27 protein-coding genes are annotated in these 17,562 nt (G+C 51.4%); all 27 read left to right on the top strand.

The window, feature by feature from the left end:
- Positions 1–11: 11 nt before the first annotated feature.
- The 27 genes from rpoC (at position 12) to rplO (ending at position 17,561) form a co-directional block, all read left to right on the top strand.
- On the top strand, positions 12–3,458 hold the full coding sequence (gene rpoC / locus CTH_RS13275) for a DNA-directed RNA polymerase subunit beta' (RefSeq protein WP_078666620.1): 3,447 nt from the start codon (positions 12–14) through the stop codon (positions 3,456–3,458).
- 48 nt (positions 3,459–3,506) lie between these two features.
- On the top strand, positions 3,507–3,755 hold the full coding sequence (locus tag CTH_RS13270; protein WP_078666621.1) for a L7Ae/L30e/S12e/Gadd45 family ribosomal protein: 249 nt from the start codon (positions 3,507–3,509) through the stop codon (positions 3,753–3,755).
- Positions 3,756–3,853: 98 nt separating this feature from the next.
- Entirely contained in the window at positions 3,854–4,234 is a 381-nt protein-coding gene (gene rpsL, locus CTH_RS13265; RefSeq protein WP_078666622.1) for a 30S ribosomal protein S12, read from the top strand.
- A 56-nt stretch (positions 4,235–4,290) separates the two neighbouring features.
- On the top strand, positions 4,291–4,764 hold the full coding sequence (gene rpsG, locus CTH_RS13260; protein WP_078666623.1) for a 30S ribosomal protein S7: 474 nt from the start codon (positions 4,291–4,293) through the stop codon (positions 4,762–4,764).
- Positions 4,765–4,809: 45 nt separating this feature from the next.
- Complete coding sequence (fusA, locus tag CTH_RS13255) at positions 4,810–6,885, top strand: elongation factor G (RefSeq protein ID WP_078666624.1); 2,076 nt, start codon at positions 4,810–4,812, stop codon at positions 6,883–6,885.
- A gap of 94 nt (positions 6,886–6,979) precedes the next feature.
- Positions 6,980–8,182, top strand: coding sequence for an elongation factor Tu (tuf, locus tag CTH_RS13250; RefSeq protein ID WP_107754176.1), 1,203 nt, complete (start codon positions 6,980–6,982; stop codon positions 8,180–8,182).
- Positions 8,183–8,422: 240 nt separating this feature from the next.
- Positions 8,423–8,731 carry a 30S ribosomal protein S10 gene (gene rpsJ, locus CTH_RS13245; RefSeq protein WP_078666533.1) on the top strand — a complete coding sequence of 103 codons (309 nt, stop codon included), beginning with the start codon at positions 8,423–8,425 and terminating at the stop codon, positions 8,729–8,731.
- A 56-nt stretch (positions 8,732–8,787) separates the two neighbouring features.
- Positions 8,788–9,414 (top strand): 50S ribosomal protein L3, encoded by a 627-nt coding sequence (gene rplC / locus CTH_RS13240; RefSeq protein ID WP_078666532.1) that lies wholly within the window; start codon positions 8,788–8,790, stop codon positions 9,412–9,414.
- A gap of 30 nt (positions 9,415–9,444) precedes the next feature.
- Positions 9,445–10,065, top strand: a complete 621-nt coding sequence (rplD, locus tag CTH_RS13235) for a 50S ribosomal protein L4 (protein WP_078666531.1) — start codon at positions 9,445–9,447, stop codon at positions 10,063–10,065.
- Positions 10,065–10,352, top strand: a complete 288-nt coding sequence (gene rplW / locus CTH_RS13230; RefSeq protein WP_079906489.1) for a 50S ribosomal protein L23 — start codon at positions 10,065–10,067, stop codon at positions 10,350–10,352. Before rplD ends, rplW begins: the two co-directional genes overlap by 1 nt.
- A 26-nt stretch (positions 10,353–10,378) precedes the next feature.
- Entirely contained in the window at positions 10,379–11,206 is an 828-nt protein-coding gene (gene rplB / locus CTH_RS13225) for a 50S ribosomal protein L2 (protein WP_078666529.1), read from the top strand.
- A gap of 37 nt (positions 11,207–11,243) precedes the next feature.
- On the top strand, positions 11,244–11,522 hold the full coding sequence (gene rpsS, locus CTH_RS13220) for a 30S ribosomal protein S19 (RefSeq protein WP_078666528.1): 279 nt from the start codon (positions 11,244–11,246) through the stop codon (positions 11,520–11,522).
- Positions 11,523–11,543: 21 nt separating this feature from the next.
- Entirely contained in the window at positions 11,544–11,885 is a 342-nt protein-coding gene (gene rplV, locus CTH_RS13215; RefSeq protein ID WP_078666527.1) for a 50S ribosomal protein L22, read from the top strand.
- A gap of 2 nt (positions 11,886–11,887) precedes the next feature.
- A complete protein-coding gene (gene rpsC, locus CTH_RS13210; RefSeq protein ID WP_078666526.1) occupies positions 11,888–12,565 on the top strand; it encodes a 30S ribosomal protein S3 in 678 nt (225 codons plus the stop codon).
- Positions 12,565–12,999: a 50S ribosomal protein L16 gene (gene rplP / locus CTH_RS13205; RefSeq protein WP_078666525.1), complete on the top strand. Its 435-nt coding sequence runs from the start codon at positions 12,565–12,567 to the stop codon at positions 12,997–12,999. The genes rpsC and rplP overlap by 1 nt, the downstream gene beginning before the upstream one ends.
- Positions 12,989–13,192: a 50S ribosomal protein L29 gene (gene rpmC / locus CTH_RS13200; protein WP_078666524.1), complete on the top strand. Its 204-nt coding sequence runs from the start codon at positions 12,989–12,991 to the stop codon at positions 13,190–13,192. Before rplP ends, rpmC begins: the two co-directional genes overlap by 11 nt.
- A gap of 18 nt (positions 13,193–13,210) precedes the next feature.
- Positions 13,211–13,471 carry a 30S ribosomal protein S17 gene (rpsQ, locus tag CTH_RS13195; RefSeq protein WP_078666523.1) on the top strand — a complete coding sequence of 87 codons (261 nt, stop codon included), beginning with the start codon at positions 13,211–13,213 and terminating at the stop codon, positions 13,469–13,471.
- A gap of 18 nt (positions 13,472–13,489) precedes the next feature.
- The gene (gene rplN, locus CTH_RS13190; protein ID WP_078666522.1) at positions 13,490–13,858 is read left to right on the top strand and encodes a 50S ribosomal protein L14; all 369 of its coding nucleotides are present in this window, start codon (positions 13,490–13,492) and stop codon (positions 13,856–13,858) included.
- 12 nt (positions 13,859–13,870) lie between these two features.
- Entirely contained in the window at positions 13,871–14,188 is a 318-nt protein-coding gene (gene rplX / locus CTH_RS13185) for a 50S ribosomal protein L24 (RefSeq protein ID WP_078666521.1), read from the top strand.
- Between the two features lie 28 nt (positions 14,189–14,216).
- On the top strand, positions 14,217–14,762 hold the full coding sequence (gene rplE / locus CTH_RS13180) for a 50S ribosomal protein L5 (RefSeq protein WP_078666520.1): 546 nt from the start codon (positions 14,217–14,219) through the stop codon (positions 14,760–14,762).
- A gap of 12 nt (positions 14,763–14,774) precedes the next feature.
- A complete protein-coding gene (locus CTH_RS13175; protein WP_078666519.1) occupies positions 14,775–14,960 on the top strand; it encodes a type Z 30S ribosomal protein S14 in 186 nt (61 codons plus the stop codon).
- Between the two features lie 26 nt (positions 14,961–14,986).
- Positions 14,987–15,385: a 30S ribosomal protein S8 gene (gene rpsH, locus CTH_RS13170; protein WP_078666518.1), complete on the top strand. Its 399-nt coding sequence runs from the start codon at positions 14,987–14,989 to the stop codon at positions 15,383–15,385.
- An 18-nt stretch (positions 15,386–15,403) separates the two neighbouring features.
- Positions 15,404–15,955, top strand: coding sequence for a 50S ribosomal protein L6 (gene rplF, locus CTH_RS13165; RefSeq protein WP_078666517.1), 552 nt, complete (start codon positions 15,404–15,406; stop codon positions 15,953–15,955).
- A gap of 43 nt (positions 15,956–15,998) precedes the next feature.
- Complete coding sequence (rplR, locus tag CTH_RS13160; RefSeq protein WP_078666516.1) at positions 15,999–16,367, top strand: 50S ribosomal protein L18; 369 nt, start codon at positions 15,999–16,001, stop codon at positions 16,365–16,367.
- A gap of 34 nt (positions 16,368–16,401) precedes the next feature.
- Positions 16,402–16,902, top strand: a complete 501-nt coding sequence (rpsE, locus tag CTH_RS13155) for a 30S ribosomal protein S5 (RefSeq protein WP_278307655.1) — start codon at positions 16,402–16,404, stop codon at positions 16,900–16,902.
- An 11-nt stretch (positions 16,903–16,913) separates the two neighbouring features.
- Positions 16,914–17,099, top strand: a complete 186-nt coding sequence (gene rpmD / locus CTH_RS13150) for a 50S ribosomal protein L30 (RefSeq protein ID WP_078666514.1) — start codon at positions 16,914–16,916, stop codon at positions 17,097–17,099.
- 18 nt (positions 17,100–17,117) lie between these two features.
- Complete coding sequence (gene rplO / locus CTH_RS13145; protein WP_079906486.1) at positions 17,118–17,561, top strand: 50S ribosomal protein L15; 444 nt, start codon at positions 17,118–17,120, stop codon at positions 17,559–17,561.
- The last annotated feature ends 1 nt before the right edge of the window (position 17,562 follow it).

Genomic DNA, 17,562 nt, shown 5'->3' with positions numbered 1-17,562 from the left:
GAGCGAGGCCCTTGTTGGACGTCAATAACTTCGACCGCATGCGCATTGGGCTGGCTTCGCCCGATCAGATTCGGGCCTGGTCCAGCGGTGAAGTAAAGAAGCCCGAGACCATCAACTACCGCACCTTGAAACCGGAACGGGATGGGCTGTTTTGTGAGCGGATTTTTGGTCCTACCCGGGACTGGGAGTGCCATTGTGGCCGGTACAAAAGGGTGCGTTATAAAGGTGTAGTTTGCGAGCGCTGTGGCGTGGAAGTTACCAGAGCCAAAGTGCGCCGGGAACGGATGGGCCATATTGAACTGGCGGCTCCCGTTTCCCATATCTGGTATTTTAAGGGCATCCCCAGCCGTATGGGGCTGATACTCGATATGTCGCCCCGTTCCCTGGAGAAAGTCCTCTACTTTGCCAATTATGTAGTCATCGACCCCGGTGATACTCCGCTGATGAAAAAACAACTGCTTACAGAGGGAGAGTATCGGGAATACAAAGAAAAATATGGTGATGACTTTAAAGCCGGTATGGGGGCAGAGGCCATCAAAGAATTGTTGATGGAATTGGACCTGGATGAGCTGGCAGCTGAACTAAGACGGGAAATTCAGGAAAGCACCGGACAGCGGCGAGTGCGGGCCATTCGCCGTTTGGAAGTAGTGGAGGCTTTCCGCAAGTCCGGGAACAGACCGGAATGGATGATTCTGGATGTACTGCCGGTTATTCCGCCGGAACTGCGTCCGATGGTCCAGCTGGATGGTGGTCGTTTTGCCACATCAGACCTGAATGATCTCTATCGCCGGGTAATTAACCGCAATAACCGGCTCAAGCGCCTGCTGGAGCTGGGGGCTCCGGATATAATTGTACGCAATGAAAAACGCATGTTGCAGGAGGCAGTAGATGCTCTAATCGATAATGGCCGTCGGGGCCGACCGGTTACTGGCCCGGGCAACCGGCCGCTGAAATCCCTCAGTGATATGCTGAAGGGGAAACAGGGGCGCTTCCGCCAGAACCTGTTGGGTAAACGGGTAGACTATTCCGGCCGTTCTGTTATCGTTGTCGGCCCGGAATTGAAGTTGCACCAGTGTGGGTTGCCGAAAGAAATGGCTCTAGAGCTCTTTAAGCCCTTTGTGATGAAGGAACTGGTCGCCAAAGGGCTGGCCCATAATATCAAAAGTGCCAAAAGGATGGTAGAACGGGTTAACCCGCAGGTTTGGGATGTCCTGGAAGAGGTGATCAAGGAGCATCCCGTCCTGCTTAACCGGGCTCCTACCTTGCACCGTCTGGGAATTCAGGCTTTTGAGCCGGTTCTGGTTGAAGGGCGGGCCATCAAGATCCATCCTATGGTCTGTACTGCCTACAATGCTGACTTTGATGGGGACCAGATGGCTGTTCACGTTCCCCTCTCGGCAGAGGCCCAGGCAGAAGCTCGTTTGCTGATGCTGTCTGCCCATAATATCCTCAACCCCAAGGATGGACGGCCGGTAGCAGCTCCCACCCAGGACATGGTATTAGGGGCCTATTACCTGACCATTGAAAAAGAAGGGGCTTATGGGGAAGGCCGCTATTTCCGCGATCCCAATGAAGCCATTATGGCCTATGAAACCGGTCGGTGCGAATTACAGGCTAAAATCAAGGTGCGTTACAAAGGCGAAATGCTGGAAACCACTATTGGTCGTCTGATTTTCAATGAAGTTATTCCTGATGAGCTGGGGTATTACAACAAGCTGATGGATAAAAAGGCCCTGGCCCAGCTGGTAGACCGTTGTTATCGTAAACTGGGTTACAGTAAGACTGCCGAGCTGCTGGATGGTATGAAAAAACTGGGTTATCGTTACGCCAACCAGGCGGGGATAACCATTGGTATTGCTGATATCACAGTTCCGCCTAAGAAAAAAATCTTGCTGGAAGAGGCGGATAAACAGGTAGAAAAAATTGAGACCCAGTTCAGACGCGGATTGATTTCCGAAGAGGAGCGCTACAATCAGGTAATCGCTATCTGGGATAAGGTTACCAAAGAGGTAACCAATGCCTTGATGGAACACCTGGACCGCTTCAATCCCGTTTACATGATGGCTACCTCAGGTGCTCGGGGTAATATCCAGCAGATCCGGCAGCTGGCCGGTATGCGGGGCTTGATGGCTGACCCTTCCGGGCGAATTATCGACTTGCCAATTAAGGCTAACTTCCGGGAAGGTCTGTCAGTGCTGGAGTTCTTCATCTCTACTCACGGGGCCCGGAAAGGTCTGGCTGACACGGCATTGAGAACGGCTGACTCCGGTTACCTCACCCGCCGTCTGGTGGATGTGGCTCAGGACGTGATAGTACGGGAAGAAGATTGCGGTACAACCGCCGGGATTACCGTGGAAGCAATTACCGACGGGCGGGAAGTCATTGAGAACTTGAAGGACCGGATTGCTGGCCGCATTGCAGCGACAGATATAGTTCATCCCGAGACTGGGGAAGTTCTGGTCCGGGCTAACGAAGAAATTGATGACGATACCGCCGATCGGATCATCGAGGCAGGAATTACCAAAGTCAAGATTCGTTCAATACTGACCTGTAAAACCCGTTATGGTGTATGTAAAAAATGTTATGGCCGCAACCTGGCGACCGGTCATATGGTGGACATCGGGGAAGCGGTGGGTATTATTGCTGCCCAGTCCATCGGCGAACCTGGTACCCAGCTGACGATGCGGACCTTCCACACCGGTGGTGTTGCAGGTGAGGACATTACCCAGGGTTTGCCCCGGGTAGAAGAATTGTTTGAAGCTCGTAGACCTAAAGGGCAAGCGATAATTGCCGAAGTAGCAGGGATAGTAAAAATCACTGAACCCAAGGCCAATCGCCGGGAGATCGAGATCCTGGCCGATAATCCGGTGGACAGTCGCGTCTATTCCGTGCCTTTTGGGGCCCGCCTAAAGGTGCGGAACGGCGATCGGGTTGAGCCCGGGCAGCCGCTGACTGAAGGTTCCATCAATCCGCATGATATCCTGAGGGTTGTTGGTTTAGAGGGAGTACAAACCTACCTGGTCAGCGAGGTACAGCGGGTTTACCGGATGCAGGGTGTGGATATTAATGACAAGCACATCGAAGTAATGGTACGGCAGATGCTGCGGAAAGTGAAAATTGAAGACCCGGGCGATACCGAACTCTTGCCGGGTGCAGCAGTAGATATCTTTGATTTTGAAGATGAAAATGCAAGAGTACTGGCAGCTGGCGGCACCCCTGCTACCGCCAAACCGGTATTGCTGGGTATCACCAAAGCATCGCTGGCTACCGAGTCCTTCCTGTCAGCAGCATCCTTCCAGGAAACCACCCGGGTGCTGACAGAGGCAGCAATCAAGGGTAAGACTGACCCGCTGCTGGGCTTGAAGGAAAACGTAATTATAGGTAAGCTGGTGCCGGCTGGTACAGGCATGTCCAGATACAGGAATATAAAGATTAAAGAGGTTGACAGTAATTCATGAGCGTGATATATTATTAAAGTGTCTGGATTTATAAGGAGGAGCCTGCTTATGCCATTGGGAGAGTTGCAAACTGCCAGGCGCAAGGCCATCGGCACCAAGCAGACTATCAAGGCGGTGGAGCGGGGCCAGGCGACGAAAGTCTTTGTGGCCCAGGATGCGGAAAACCATGTGATAGCTCCCCTGCTGCAGTTGTGCCAGGCTAAAGGTATAACTGTGGTGAATGTGCCGAGTATGCGCGAATTGGGTAAAGCTTGCGGTATTGAAGTAGGCAGTGCTTCTGCTGCGATTCTACTTTAATCGGGAGAAGGGCTAACTTGATCACAAGGCCCTTTGCTCGAAAGAGTTGAGGGCCTTCCATTTTTCTGTTAGATGTTTTCCGGGAAGGAGGTGTACACATGCCGACAATTAGCCAGTTGATTCGCAAAGGGCGGAAAGCAGTAGCTGAAAAGTCTTCAGCACCTGCTCTGAAAGAGTGTCCGCAAAAAAGAGGGGTCTGCACCAGGGTTTACACTACCACTCCGAAAAAGCCCAACTCCGCCCTGCGGAAAGTAGCTCGGGTACGCCTGACCAACGGTGTAGAGGTAACCTCCTATATCGGCGGTATCGGCCATAACCTGCAGGAACACTCTGTGGTGCTGGTACGCGGTGGCCGGGTTAAAGACCTGCCCGGTGTCAGATATCACATTGTGCGGGGTGCCTTGGACTGCGCTGGTGTGCAGAACCGTTTGCAAGGTCGCTCCAAGTATGGTACAAAACGGCCTAAGGCCAAGAAGTAGTAATCAGGTTTAAGCTGACGATAAATTACCAATACTAGTGGAAAGGAGGGGAATACATGCCAAGAAGAGGCAGTGTGCCCAAAAGGGATGTGTTGCCAGATCCCGTTTACCACAGCAAGGTTGTAACCAAGTTGATCAATAAAATCATGCTGGATGGCAAGAAAGGCGTGGCTGAAAAAATCGCCTATGGCGCTTTTGATATAATCAGAGCCAAAACCGGCAAGGATCCGCTGGAAGTCTTTGATCAAGCCATGAAAAATGTGATGCCGGTGCTGGAAGTTAAGGCCCGCCGGGTTGGTGGTGCTAACTATCAGGTACCGGTTGAGGTGCGTCCGGAGCGGCGTCAGACTCTGGGCCTGCGCTGGCTGGTCGATTTTGCTCGGAAGCGCGGTGATAAGCGCACTATGGTGGAAAAACTGGCTGCCGAAATCATGGATGCGGCCAATAATGTCGGCGGTGCAGTCAAGAAAAAAGAAGACACTCACAAGATGGCAGAAGCCAACCGGGCCTTTGCTCACTACCGGTGGTAATTACCCCGGTAGGAGCTCCATCTTTGGTGGAAAGGGGGAAAAACAGTGCCGCGTAAGTTTCCTTTGGATAAAACCCGAAACATCGGGATTATGGCCCACATTGACGCGGGTAAAACCACCACCACCGAGCGGATTTTGTTCTATACCGGTCGGGTGCACAAGATAGGTGAGGTCCATGATGGTGCTGCCACTATGGACTGGATGGTGCAGGAACAGGAGCGGGGTATTACCATTACCTCTGCTGCTACCACCTGCGAATGGAAAGGGCATAGAATTAACATTATCGACACGCCTGGGCACGTGGATTTTACCGTAGAGGTTGAACGCTCCCTGCGTGTTCTGGATGGTGCTGTAGCTGTTTTCTGTTCCGTTGGCGGTGTTGAACCTCAGTCAGAAACAGTGTGGCGTCAGGCTGATAAATACGGTGTTCCCCGGATCGCATTTGTTAACAAAATGGACCGGATTGGGGCTGACTTCTTTAATGTAGTCAAGCAAATCAAGGATCGTCTGGGAGCTAACCCTGTGCCCATCCAGGTCCCCATCGGTGCCGAAGATCAATTCCAGGGCGTAGTTGACCTGGTAACCGGTAAGGCTATCATCTACACTGATGACCTGGGTACTCAGTCGGCTGTAACCGATGTTCCTGCTGATATGGTTGACCTGGTGGCAGAATACCGGGAAAAGCTGATTGAAGCCGTGGCCGAAACCGATGAAGAGTTGATGATGAAGTACCTGGACGGGGAAGAATTGACTGTAGAGGAAATCAAAAAGGCTCTGCGGGCTGCTTGTTGTAGCGTTAAACTGATTCCTGTTCTGTGCGGTTCTGCTTTCAAAAACAAGGGTGTACAGCCCATGCTGGATGCAGTAGTGGACTACCTGCCGTCTCCGCTGGATATCGCAGCTGTGAAAGGGATCAACCCTGATACCGGTGAAGAAGATATTCGCCGCGTAGATGACAATGAGTCCTTCTCCGCTCTGGCCTTCAAGATTATGGCTGACCCTTATGTGGGTAAGCTGGCCTTCTTCCGGGTTTATTCCGGTCATCTGCCCGCCGGTTCCTATGTTCTGAACTCCACCAAGGGCAAAAAGGAACGGATAGGCCGAATTTTGCAGATGCATGCCAACCACCGGGAGGAAATCTCTGAAGTCTGGACCGGTGATATCGCTGCTGCTGTTGGTTTAAAGGATACCACTACCGGTGACACTCTCTGTGACGAGAAAAAGCCGATAGTCCTGGAATCCATGCAATTCCCGGATCCGGTTATCTCCGTAGCGATTGAGCCCAAAACCAAGGCAGACCAGGAAAAGATGGGCACCGCTCTGCAGCGTCTGGCTGAAGAGGATCCGACCTTCCGGATGCATACTGACCCGGAAACCGGTCAGACTATTATCTCGGGTATGGGTGAATTGCATCTGGAGATCATCGTTGACCGTCTGGTGCGGGAGTTCAAGGTAGAGGCCAATGTTGGTCGTCCTCAGGTTGCTTACAAGGAAACCATTCGCAAGTCTGTTAAGGCTGAAGGTAAGTTTGTCCGGCAATCCGGTGGTCGCGGTCAATACGGTCACTGCTGGGTTGAGTTTGAGCCTCTCGAGCCGGGTAAAGGTTACGAATTCGTTAACAAGATTGTCGGTGGTGTCATTCCCAAGGAATATATCCCGGCCATTGATGCTGGTATCCGAGAAGCCATGGAAAACGGTATTTTAGCCGGCTATCCCGCTATCGACATTCGTGCTACTGTCTACGACGGTTCTTATCATGATGTGGACTCTTCAGAAATGGCCTTTAAGATTGCTGGTTCCATGGCCTTTAAGGCCGGAGCTCCCAAGGCAGATCCGGTGATCCTGGAGCCCATCATGAAGGTAGAGGTAGTCGTTCCAGAAGAATATATGGGTGATGTAATCGGTGACATAAACAGCCGTCGTGGTCGGATTGAAGGCATGGAACCCAGAGGGAATGCTCAGGTTATCCGGGGCTTTGTACCGCTGGCCGAAATGTTTGGTTATGCTACCGACCTGCGGTCCAGAACACAAGGGCGCGGAACCTACGTAATGCAATTCTCGCACTACGAGGAAGTACCACGCAACATCGCCGAACAGATCATTGCCAAACGGCAAGGCTAAGGTTCCTTATAGTTGTGGTGACAGCTTGTGGGGGCCAGATGGCCCCCCTTGCTTATATTTGAGGAAATACATAGTAGATAGGAGGAAAGATTAAATGGCTAAAGCTAAATTCGAACGGACAAAGCCCCACGTAAACGTTGGTACTATCGGCCACGTAGACCATGGTAAGACCACTACTACTGCTGCTATCACTGTAGTACTGGCTACCCAGGGTAAAGCTGAAGTTAAGAAATACGATGAAATCGACGCTGCTCCTGAAGAAAGGGAAAGAGGTATTACCATCAATACTGCCCACGTTGAATATGAAACTGACCAGCGTCACTATGCTCACGTGGACTGTCCTGGTCACGCTGACTATGTTAAGAACATGATCACCGGTGCTGCCCAGATGGACGGTGCTATCCTGGTTGTATCCGCTGCAGATGGTCCTATGCCTCAGACCCGGGAACACATCCTGCTGGCCCGTCAGGTAGGTGTGCCTCACATCGTAGTCTGGCTGAACAAGGCTGACATGGTAGATGATCCCGAGCTGCTGGAACTGGTTGAAATGGAAGTGCGGAAGCTGCTGAATGAATACGAGTTCCCTGGCGATGACATTCCTGTTGTTGTCGGTTCCGGCCTCAAGGCGCTGGAGTGCGGCTGCGGCTCCCGGGATTGCCAGTGGTGCGGCAAGATCTGGGAACTGATGGATGCTGTTGACAGCTACATCCCCACTCCTGAGCGGGATATCGACAAGCCCTTCCTGATGCCGGTTGAAGACGTGTTCACCATTACCGGTCGGGGTACTGTTGCTACCGGTCGGGTTGAACGCGGTACTATTAAGGTTGGTGACGAAGTAGAAATCGTCGGTCTGAGAGAAGAAACCAAGAAGACCGTTGTAACCGGTGTGGAAATGTTCCGCAAGCTGCTGGATCAGGCCCAGGCTGGTGACAACATCGGTACCCTGCTGCGGGGTGTAGATCGGAAGGAAATCGAGCGCGGTCAGGTTCTGGCCAAGCCTGGTTCCATCAAGCCCCACACCAAGTTCTTCGCTGAAGTATACGTGCTGACCAAAGAAGAAGGTGGCCGTCATACTCCTTTCTTCAACGGTTACCGCCCCCAGTTCTACTTCCGGACCACTGACGTTACCGGTGTAATCAAGCTGCCCGAAGGTGTAGAAATGGTTATGCCTGGTGACAACGTTAAGATCGAAGTAGAACTGATCACCCCCATCGCTATTGAAGAAGGTCTGCGCTTCGCTATCCGCGAAGGTGGCCGGACTGTAGGCGCTGGCGTGGTATCAGCTATCAACGAATAATCTTAAAGTTATACTTTTGGGGACAGGTACTGCAGGCAAAAAAGTCTGCAGTATCTGTTTCTCTATAGAAATTTTCGCAAACCCCTTGTATTTCTGGGGTAAAATCAATATAATATATAATTGTTGGCAAATCGACAGGCGATGAGGTGAAAGGTTGCCTTGTCGGGCCACCTACCCGTCAAGGGGAATTTTCACTGAGAATGTCCGCAACGATCGGGCGAAAAAAGGAGGGGTAAATCAATGAGCAAACAGAAAATCAGAATCCGTTTGAAGGCCTATGACCACAAGATTTTGGACCAGTCTGCGGCTAAAATCGTGGAAACAGCCAAACGGACAGGGGCCAAGGTAGCTGGGCCGATTCCGTTGCCTACGGAAAAAGCCATCTACACCATCTTGCGGTCTCCGCATGTCAACAAGGACAGTCGGGAGCAATTTGAAATGCGGACCCACAAGCGGCTGATTGATATCGTAGAACCCGGTCCCAAAACAGTCGATGCTTTGATGCGACTGGATCTGCCTGCGGGCGTTGATATTGAAATTAAACTGTAAACACATTACGGCACGCCTGGGGGCGTGTTCTGAGAAATGCATAGGAGGTGGCAAAAATGGCGAAAGGTATCTTGGGTAGAAAAGTGGGGATGACTCAGCTTTTCACTGAAGATGGCAAATTGATCCCCGTAACTGTGATTGAGGCTGGCCCGTGCGTCGTAGTACAAAAGAAAACCGTAGAAACCGATGGTTACAATGCCATCCAGGTTGCTTTTGGTGATGTGAAGGAAACCCGGGTGAACAAGCCTCTGAAAGGGCATTTTGCCAAGGCGGGGGTTCAGCCCAAGCGCTACGTTCGCGAATTCCGCGTAGATAATGTCGATGAATATCAGGTAGGTCAGGAAATTTTCGCTGATATTTTTGCTGAAGGAGAAGCAGTGGATGTAACCGGTATTTCCAAGGGTAAAGGTTTTGCCGGTGCCATCAAACGGCACGGTTTTGCCCGCGGCCCAATGGCTCACGGTTCTAAGTACCACCGTCGCGTCGGTTCTCTGGGTGCTAAAGGCCCGGCTCGGGTATTTAAAGGCCGTCCTCTGCCGGGGCGTATGGGTGGAGAAAGGGTTACTGTACAAAACCTGCAAGTGGTAAAAGTTGACCGGGAACGCAACCTGCTGGTTATTAAAGGCAGTGTACCCGGCAACAAAAACAGCCTGCTGATCATCAAACCTAGCGTCAAAGCTTAAAGATAAACGGCAGGAAAGGAGGAAAAAGTGATGCCTAAAGTGGCACTGTACAATATCAACGGTGAACAGGTGGGCGAAATTGAGCTGAAAGATGAGATCTTCGGCATTGAGCCCAACAAGCATGTGCTGCATCAAGCAGTGGTGGCTCAGCTGGCCGCTGAACGGGCTGGCACCCATTCCACTAAGACCAGGGCTGAGGTCGCTGGCGGTGGCAAGAAGCCCTGGCGGCAAAAAGGTACCGGTCGGGCTCGTCACGGGAGCATTCGTTCTCCTATCTGGCGTGGGGGCGGTATCGTGTTTGGTCCCAAGCCGCGCAAGTATGGCTTTAAGTTGCCCAAGAAGGTAAGAAGACTGGCACTGAAGTCTGCGCTTTCCGCCAAGGTTCTGGCTAATGAGATTTTTGTACTGGACAATCTGAGCTTTGAGGCTCCTAAGACCAAGGAAATGGTGAAAGTCCTGAACAACCTGAAAGCCCAAAATGCTCTGGTGGTAACTGCTCAGCTGGATGAGAACGTCTTCAAATCTGCTCGCAACATTCCTGGGGTAAAACCGGTAACTGCCTCTGGCATTAATGTATATGACCTGCTCAAACACGGCAGTCTGGTTATCACCAAAGATGCAGTGGCTCGGGTCGAGGAGGTGCTAGCCTAATGCGGAGCTATCAAGATGTGCTGATTCGCCCCGTAGTATCGGAAAAGTCCATGGCTTTGCTGGCCGAAAATAAATATACTTTTCTGGTCAATCCTGCAGCTAACAAAATCGAAATCAAGCATGCTGTGGAAAAAGCCTTTGGTGTAAAAGTTGTAGATGTCTGGACCATGAACATCAAGGGTAAAACCAAGCGGGTAGGCCGTACTGTTGGCAAGACCCCTGACAAGAAAAAGGCGATAGTTAAACTGGCTGAAGGCCACAAGATCGAATTGTTCGAAGGTGTGTAAGACGCAAGGAAAGGGAGGGAACCATAATGGCGATCAAGTCCTTTAAACCCACCTCTCCGGGCCGCCGCTTTGTAACTGTCTCCACTTTTGAGGAGATTACTACTGATAAGCCGGAAAAATCCCTGCTGGAGCCTCTCAAGAAAAAGGCTGGCCGCAACAATCAGGGTCGGTTGACTGTGCGCCATCAAGGTGGCGGACATAAGCGGATGTACCGGATCATTGATTTCAAACGCAACAAAGATGGCATTCCTGGCCGCGTTGCTACTATCGAGTACGATCCGAACCGGAGTGCTCGCATTGCCCTGATCAACTATGCTGACGGGGAAAAACGCTATATCATCGCCCCTGTTGGTCTGAAAGTTGGCGATGTCATTTACTCCGGGCCGGAAGCGGATATTAAAGTGGGCAATGCTCTGCCGTTGCGCAATATTCCGGTAGGTACCACTGTCCACAATATCGAGCTCAAGCCGGGCCGTGGTGGCCAGCTGGCACGTTCTGCTGGTTCCTATGCTCAGCTGATGGCCAAGGAAGGCAAGTATGCCTTGCTGCGCATGCCTTCCGGTGAATTGCGGAAAGTACTGGCCGAGTGCCGGGCTACCATCGGTCAGGTAGGCAACCTGGATCATGAAAACATTACTATCGGTAAAGCTGGTCGGGCTCGCTGGCTGGGTATCAGACCTACCGTCCGCGGTGTGGTAATGAACCCTGTCGATCACCCGCATGGTGGTGGTGAAGGTCGTTCACCTATCGGGCGTAACCCGGTTACACCCTGGGGTAAACCGGCTCTGGGTGCTAAAACCCGGAAGAAGAACCATCCTACTGATAAGTTTATTGTGCGCCGTCGCAATAAATAACCTGCGAAAGACAGCGTGAAGGGAGGCAGATGCGAAGATGGGCAGAAGCCTGAAAAAAGGACCGTTTTGTGATGAGCACCTGCTGAAAAAAGTGCGGGCTTTAAATGAAAAAGGGGAAAAGCGGGTCATTAAGACCTGGTCCCGTCGTTCCACCATTTTCCCGGAAATGGTTGGGCATACTATTGCTGTGCATGATGGCAGAAAGCACGTGCCTGTGTATATTACTGAAGAAATGGTCGGACACAAGCTGGGTGAGTTTGCTCCTACCCGGACCTTCAAAGGGCACGCCGGGGAAAAGACAACTTCCAGGAAATAACGGACGAGAGGGGGTAATTCCATGGAAGCCAAAGCCGTGGCGAAGTATGTACGCATTTCGCCCCGTAAAGTTCGGCAGGTTATTAATGTTGTGCGGGGCAAGGATGTGCAAGAAGCTTTTGCTATCTTGCGATTCATGCCCAAAGCTGCTGCACGGGAAGTGCTAAAGGTATTGAAATCTGCTGTGGCTAATGCTGAACACAACTATGAAATGGACACTCAATCCCTTTATATAAGCAAAATCTTCGTTGACCAGGGACCAACCTTGAAACGGTATAATCCGCGGGCTATGGGTCGGGCCGATCTGATTCGGAAGCGTACTAGCCATATAACCGTGGTGGTCAGCGAGAAGAAGGAGGGATAACGGTGGGTCAGAAGGTACATCCCAAAGGACTGCGGATCGGGATCATTAAAGACTGGGATGCCAAGTGGTTTGCAACCCGGGATTTCGATAAACTGCTGGTGGAAGATGTTAAACTGCGTCGTTATGTAAAGAATCGGCTCTATGGTGCTGGTGTCTCCAAGGTCGAAATTGAGCGCAGTGCCAACAGGGTCAAGGTTACCATTCACACAGCCAAGCCGGGGATTGTTATCGGTCGTGGCGGTGCTGAAATTGAAAACCTGCGCAAGGACCTGGAAAAAATGACTGGTAAGCGGGTCAATGTAAATGTGCAGGAAATCAAAGTGCCGGAGCTGGATGCACAACTGGTTGCAGAAAATGTTGCCGCTCAGCTGGAAAAGCGGGTTGCTTTCCGTCGGGCAATGAAACAAGCTGTAAGCCGGGCGCTGCGTCTGGGTGCTGGCGGTATTAAAATCGCTTGCTCTGGTCGTCTGGCAGGTGCTGAAATTGCCCGGACTGAATGGTATAACGAAGGGAAAGTTCCCTTGCATACTCTCCGGGCTGACATCGATTATGGCTTTGCAGAAGCCAACACCACTTATGGCAAAATCGGTGTCAAAGTTTGGATTTACAAAGGCGAAGTTCTGCCTGAAGCCAAGCCGGCAGTAGCTGTTGCTGAGGCTGCTGAAGGAGGGGAGCAGTAATGCTGGTACCAAAAAGAGTAAAATGGAGAAGAGTACACCGGGGCCGGATGAAAGGCCGTGCTAAAGGCGGTACCGAGCTGGCATATGGTCAGTATGGGTTACAGGCTTTAGAGCCCGCCTGGATCACCAGCCGGCAAATTGAAGCGGCCCGGGTTGCTATGACTCGTTATATCCGCCGGGGCGGTAAAGTATGGATCAAAGTTTTCCCTGACAAGCCCATAACCGCCAAGCCTGCTGAAACTCGGATGGGTAGCGGTAAGGGTTCACCGGAGTACTGGGTAGCAGTCGTAAAACCCGGTCGCATCCTGTTTGAGCTCTCTGGCGTTCCTGAGGAAACTGCCCGGGAGGCCATGCGTTTGGCTGCCCACAAGCTTCCCATCAAAACCAAGTTCATAAAACGCGAAGAAATGGGTGGTGAAGCAAATGAAAGCTAACGAAATCCGTAACCTGAGCAATGAAGAGTTGACCCAGAAACTGGGCGACCTGAAAGATGAACTCTTTAAGCTGCGCTTTCAATTGGCCACAGGCCAGCTGGACAATCCCATGCGTATCCGGGAAGTCCGCAAAACCATCGCCCGTGTTAAGACCATTCTTCGCGAGCGGGAACTGAAAGCTACCCAGGCTTAAGGAAAGGAGGTTTCGCCTGTGGAAAGAAACAGCAGAAAGGTTCGGATCGGGACTGTTGTCAGTGACAAAATGGATAAAACCGTAGTAGTAGCTGTTGAATCCATGTTCCGTCATCCGTTGTACGGTAAGACTGTTAAGCAGACCAAGAAATTCAAGGCCCATGATGAAGAAAACGCCTGCCGCATTGGCGACAGAGTCAAAATAATGGAAACCCGGCCGCTGAGCAAGGATAAGCGCTGGCGGGTTGTCGAGATCCTGGAGCGGAAGGAACAACTGTAGGAAAGGAGGTCACCAGATATGATTCAGGTGCAGACAATCCTGAATGTGGCTGACAATACTGGGGCCAAGAAACTGATGTGCATCCGGGTAATGGGTGGTTCCAACCGCCGTTATGCCTCGGTTGGTGATATCATCATCTGTTCTGTTAAAGAAGCAACACCTGGCGGCGTGGTCAAGAAAGGTGATGTGGTCAAGGCCGTTGTGGTGCGGACCAATAAAGAAGTACGTCGTCCTGATGGTTCCTACATTAAGTTTGATGACAATGCCGCTGTAATCATCAAGGAAGACAAAAGCCCCCGGGGAACCCGGATTTTTGGACCTGTAGCTCGGGAGTTGCGGGATCGGGACTTTATGAAAATCATCTCCCTGGCTCCGGAAGTTCTCTAAGGAGGTGGCAGAATGTCCAGGGTACATGTAAAAAAAGGCGACACTGTAGTAGTTATTACCGGGAAGGATGCCGGTAAAAAAGGGAAAGTGCTGCAGGTAATCACCGACAAAAACCGCGTTGTTGTTGAAGGTGTGAATATTGTAAAACGCCACACCAAGCCCAATCAAGCAAATCCCCAGGGTGGGATTATCAGCAAGGAAGCTCCCATCCATGCTTCCAATGTCATGCTCTGGTGTGACAAATGTGGTAAAGGCGTTCGTTATGGCAAACTGATTAAAGACGGAGTAAAAGTTCGGGTTTGCAAAAAGTGTGGCACTAACCTCGAATAGAACTTGACCGGGAAAGGAGGTAGTAACCTTGGCACGACTCAGAGAGAAATACCAAGCCGAAGTAGCTCCTGCATTGATGCAGAAGTTTGGCTATAAAAACGTTATGCAAATTCCTAAACTGGAAAAAGTGGTAATCAATATCGGTCTGGGAGAAGCCATTCAAAATCCCAAGGCCATTGAGGCTGCTGTTAATGACCTGACCATGATTACCGGTCAAAAGCCCATCGTCACCCGGGCCAAAAAATCCATCGCCGGCTTTAAGCTGCGGGAAAACATGCCCATCGGTGTGAAAGTTACTCTGCGGGGCGACCGGATGTATCATTTCCTGGACAAACTGTTCCATGTAGCCCTGCCCCGGGTAAGGGACTTCCGCGGGGTATCTCCTACAGGTTTCGACGGCCGGGGCAATTATAACCTGGGCCTGAAGGAACAGCTGATCTTCCCTGAAATCGAGTATGACAAGGTCGATAAACTGCGTGGAATGAACGTAACCATCGTTACTAGCGCCAAAACTGATGAAGAAGCCCGTGAACTGCTCCGTTTGTTGGGCATGCCCTTCCGGGCCAGCAAGTAAGGAGGGAAGAACGTGGCTAAGAAATCGATGATTGCCAAACAACAGCGGAAGCCCAAATTTAAAGTCCAGGGTTATAACCGCTGCAAACTGTGTGGCCGTCCCCGGGCCTACATGCGGAAATTCGGCATTTGCCGGATCTGCTTCCGGGAGCTGGCATATCGAGGCGAAATTCCCGGCGTGAAAAAAGCCAGCTGGTAGGATAAACGGAAGGAGGTAGCTCAACCATGGTAATGACCGACCCCATTGCGGATTTTCTGACCCGGATCAGAAACGCGAATATGGTCTACCACGAAAAAGTGGAAGTACCTGCATCCAAGATGAAGACCTCTCTGGCCGAGATTCTGAAAAACGAAGGCTTCATCAAGGATTATGAATATATTGAAGATGGCAAGCAAGGGGTTTTGCGCATCTATCTGAAGTATGGTGCCAACAAGGAGAAAGTCATCTCCGGCCTCAAGCGAATTAGCAAACCCGGCCTTCGGGTTTATGCCAAGAAAGATGAAATTCCCCGGGTTCTCGGTGGACTCGGAATTGCCGTTATCTCCACTTCCAAAGGCTTGATGACCGATAAGCAAGCTCGCAAAGAAGGACTGGGCGGCGAAGTAATCTGCTACGTATGGTAAGAAGTAGGAGGTGTCATCATGTCCAGAATCGGTAAACAGCCGGTGGCTGTTCCCAATGGGGTGGAAGTCAAAATCGACGGCAATGTCGTAACTGTCAAAGGCCCCAAAGGGCAGCTGACCAAAACCTTTCACCAGGACATGAAAATCAGCCTGGTGGATAATCAAATTATCGTCGAGAGACCTTCTGATGAAAAACAACATCGCTCTCTGCATGGCCTGACCAGAACCCTGATCGCCAATATGGTTGAAGGGGTTACCAAAGGTTTCAGCAAAAACCTGGAGCTGGTAGGGGTTGGTTACCGGGCTCAGAAGCAGGGGCGTAAGCTGGTGCTGAGCCTTGGCTTTAGTCATCCGGTTGAAATCGAACCCGAACCAGGGATTGAGATAGAAGTTCCGGCAGCTACCAAGATTTCTGTAGTCGGTATCGATAAGGAAAAAGTCGGACAGCTGGCTGCTGTAATTCGCTCCATCCGTGAGCCTGAGCCGTATAAGGGCAAGGGTGTTAAGTATGAAGGGGAAGTTATCCGCCGCAAAGTCGGTAAAACCGGTGGTAAAGGTAAGAAGAAGTAAGCAGGTGGCCTAAACACCTGAACTGAAAGGAGTGAACTTACCTGTGTATAAGCGCATAGATCGGCGTGAGATTCGGCGCAAAAAACATCTGCGGGTTCGGAAAAAAGTAGTTGGGACTGCCGAAAGACCTCGTCTGGCAGTTTACCGCAGTTTGAATCATATCTATGCTCAAATCATCAATGATGAGACCGGTACAACTCTGGTAGCCGCGTCTACCGTTGAGCCGGCAATTCGCAGCCAGGTAAAATATGGCGGTAATGTAGAAGCCGCCAGGGTAGTAGGTAAGGCTGTGGCTGAGAAGGCCAGAGCAGCAGGTATCACCAAGGTTGTTTTCGACCGCGGTGGCTATCTATATCATGGCAGGGTAAAGGCCCTGGCTGATGCAGCTCGCGAAGCCGGACTGGAATTCTAAAGTACCTGCGTAAGGAGGGAAAGTAATGGCCAAGATCGAGAAAATCGATCCCAACAGCTTGGAACTGACCGAAAAGGTTGTGGCAATAAATCGGGTAGCCAAGGTTGTTAAAGGCGGTCGGCGTTTCAGCTTTAGCGCCCTGGTAGTCGTTGGTGACGGCAATGGCCATGTCGGTGCTGGTCTCGGCAAAGCCGGGGAAGTACCTGATGCCATTCGCAAAGGAATTGAAGATGCCAAGAAAAACATGATTCGCGTGCCACTTAAAGGCACCACCATTCCCCATGAAGTTGTCGGGAAGTTTGGCGCTGGCAAAGTCCTGCTCAAGCCCGCTTCCGAAGGTACCGGTGTTATTGCCGGAGGTGCTGTACGCGCTATTCTGGAACTGGCCGGCGTACATGACATCCTGGCCAAGTCTCTGGGCACTTCCAACCCCAACAACGTGGTACGGGCTACCATGGAAGGACTGAAAGCCCTCAAGACCGTTGAGGAAGTAGCCAGACTGCGGGGCAAAAATCCGGACGAAATTCTCGGTTAGGAGGGAGTACAGTGGCTCAACTGAAAATCACTCTGGTGAAGAGCCCAATTGGCTATGCTGAAGACCAGAAGGTCACTGTGCGGACCCTGGGACTCAGAAAGCTGCAACAGACTGTTATTCATAATGATACCCCTCAGATTCGGGGTATGGTGAAAAAAGTACAACACCTGCTCAAGGTTGAAGAAATTAGCGAATAGGACAGGGAGGTGTAAGTGATGAAGCTTCATGAGCTGCAACCGGCTCCTGGCTCTAAGTTCGAACCTGTCCGCAAAGGCCGGGGGATCGGATCGGGATTAGGTAAGACTGCCGGCCGCGGCCACAAAGGGCAAAAGGCCCGGAGTGGGGGTGGCGTGCGTCCTGGTTTCGAAGGCGGTCAAATGCCGCTGCAACAGCGCATACCCAAGCGTGGTTTCAACAATGCCCGCTTCCGCAAGGAAATCGTGGCCATCAATGTATCAGCTCTGAATATCTTCGAAAACGGAACGGAAGTTACCCCCGAACTGCTGGTCAAAGCCGGGGTCATCAAGTCCGTAAAGGATGGCGTCAAAATTCTAGGTAACGGGGAGTTGGAAAAGGCTTTGACAGTTAAGGTCAACGGCTTTAGCAAGTCTGCTGTGGAAAAGATTCAGGCAGCAGGCGGAAAAGCTGAGGTGATCTAAG

It is taken from the genome of Carboxydocella thermautotrophica (assembly GCA_003054495.1).
In the GTDB taxonomy this organism is placed as follows: Bacteria; Bacillota.
Note: the sequence above shows the minus strand (reverse complement) of the source record. Positions and strands in the feature narration are given on the sequence as shown.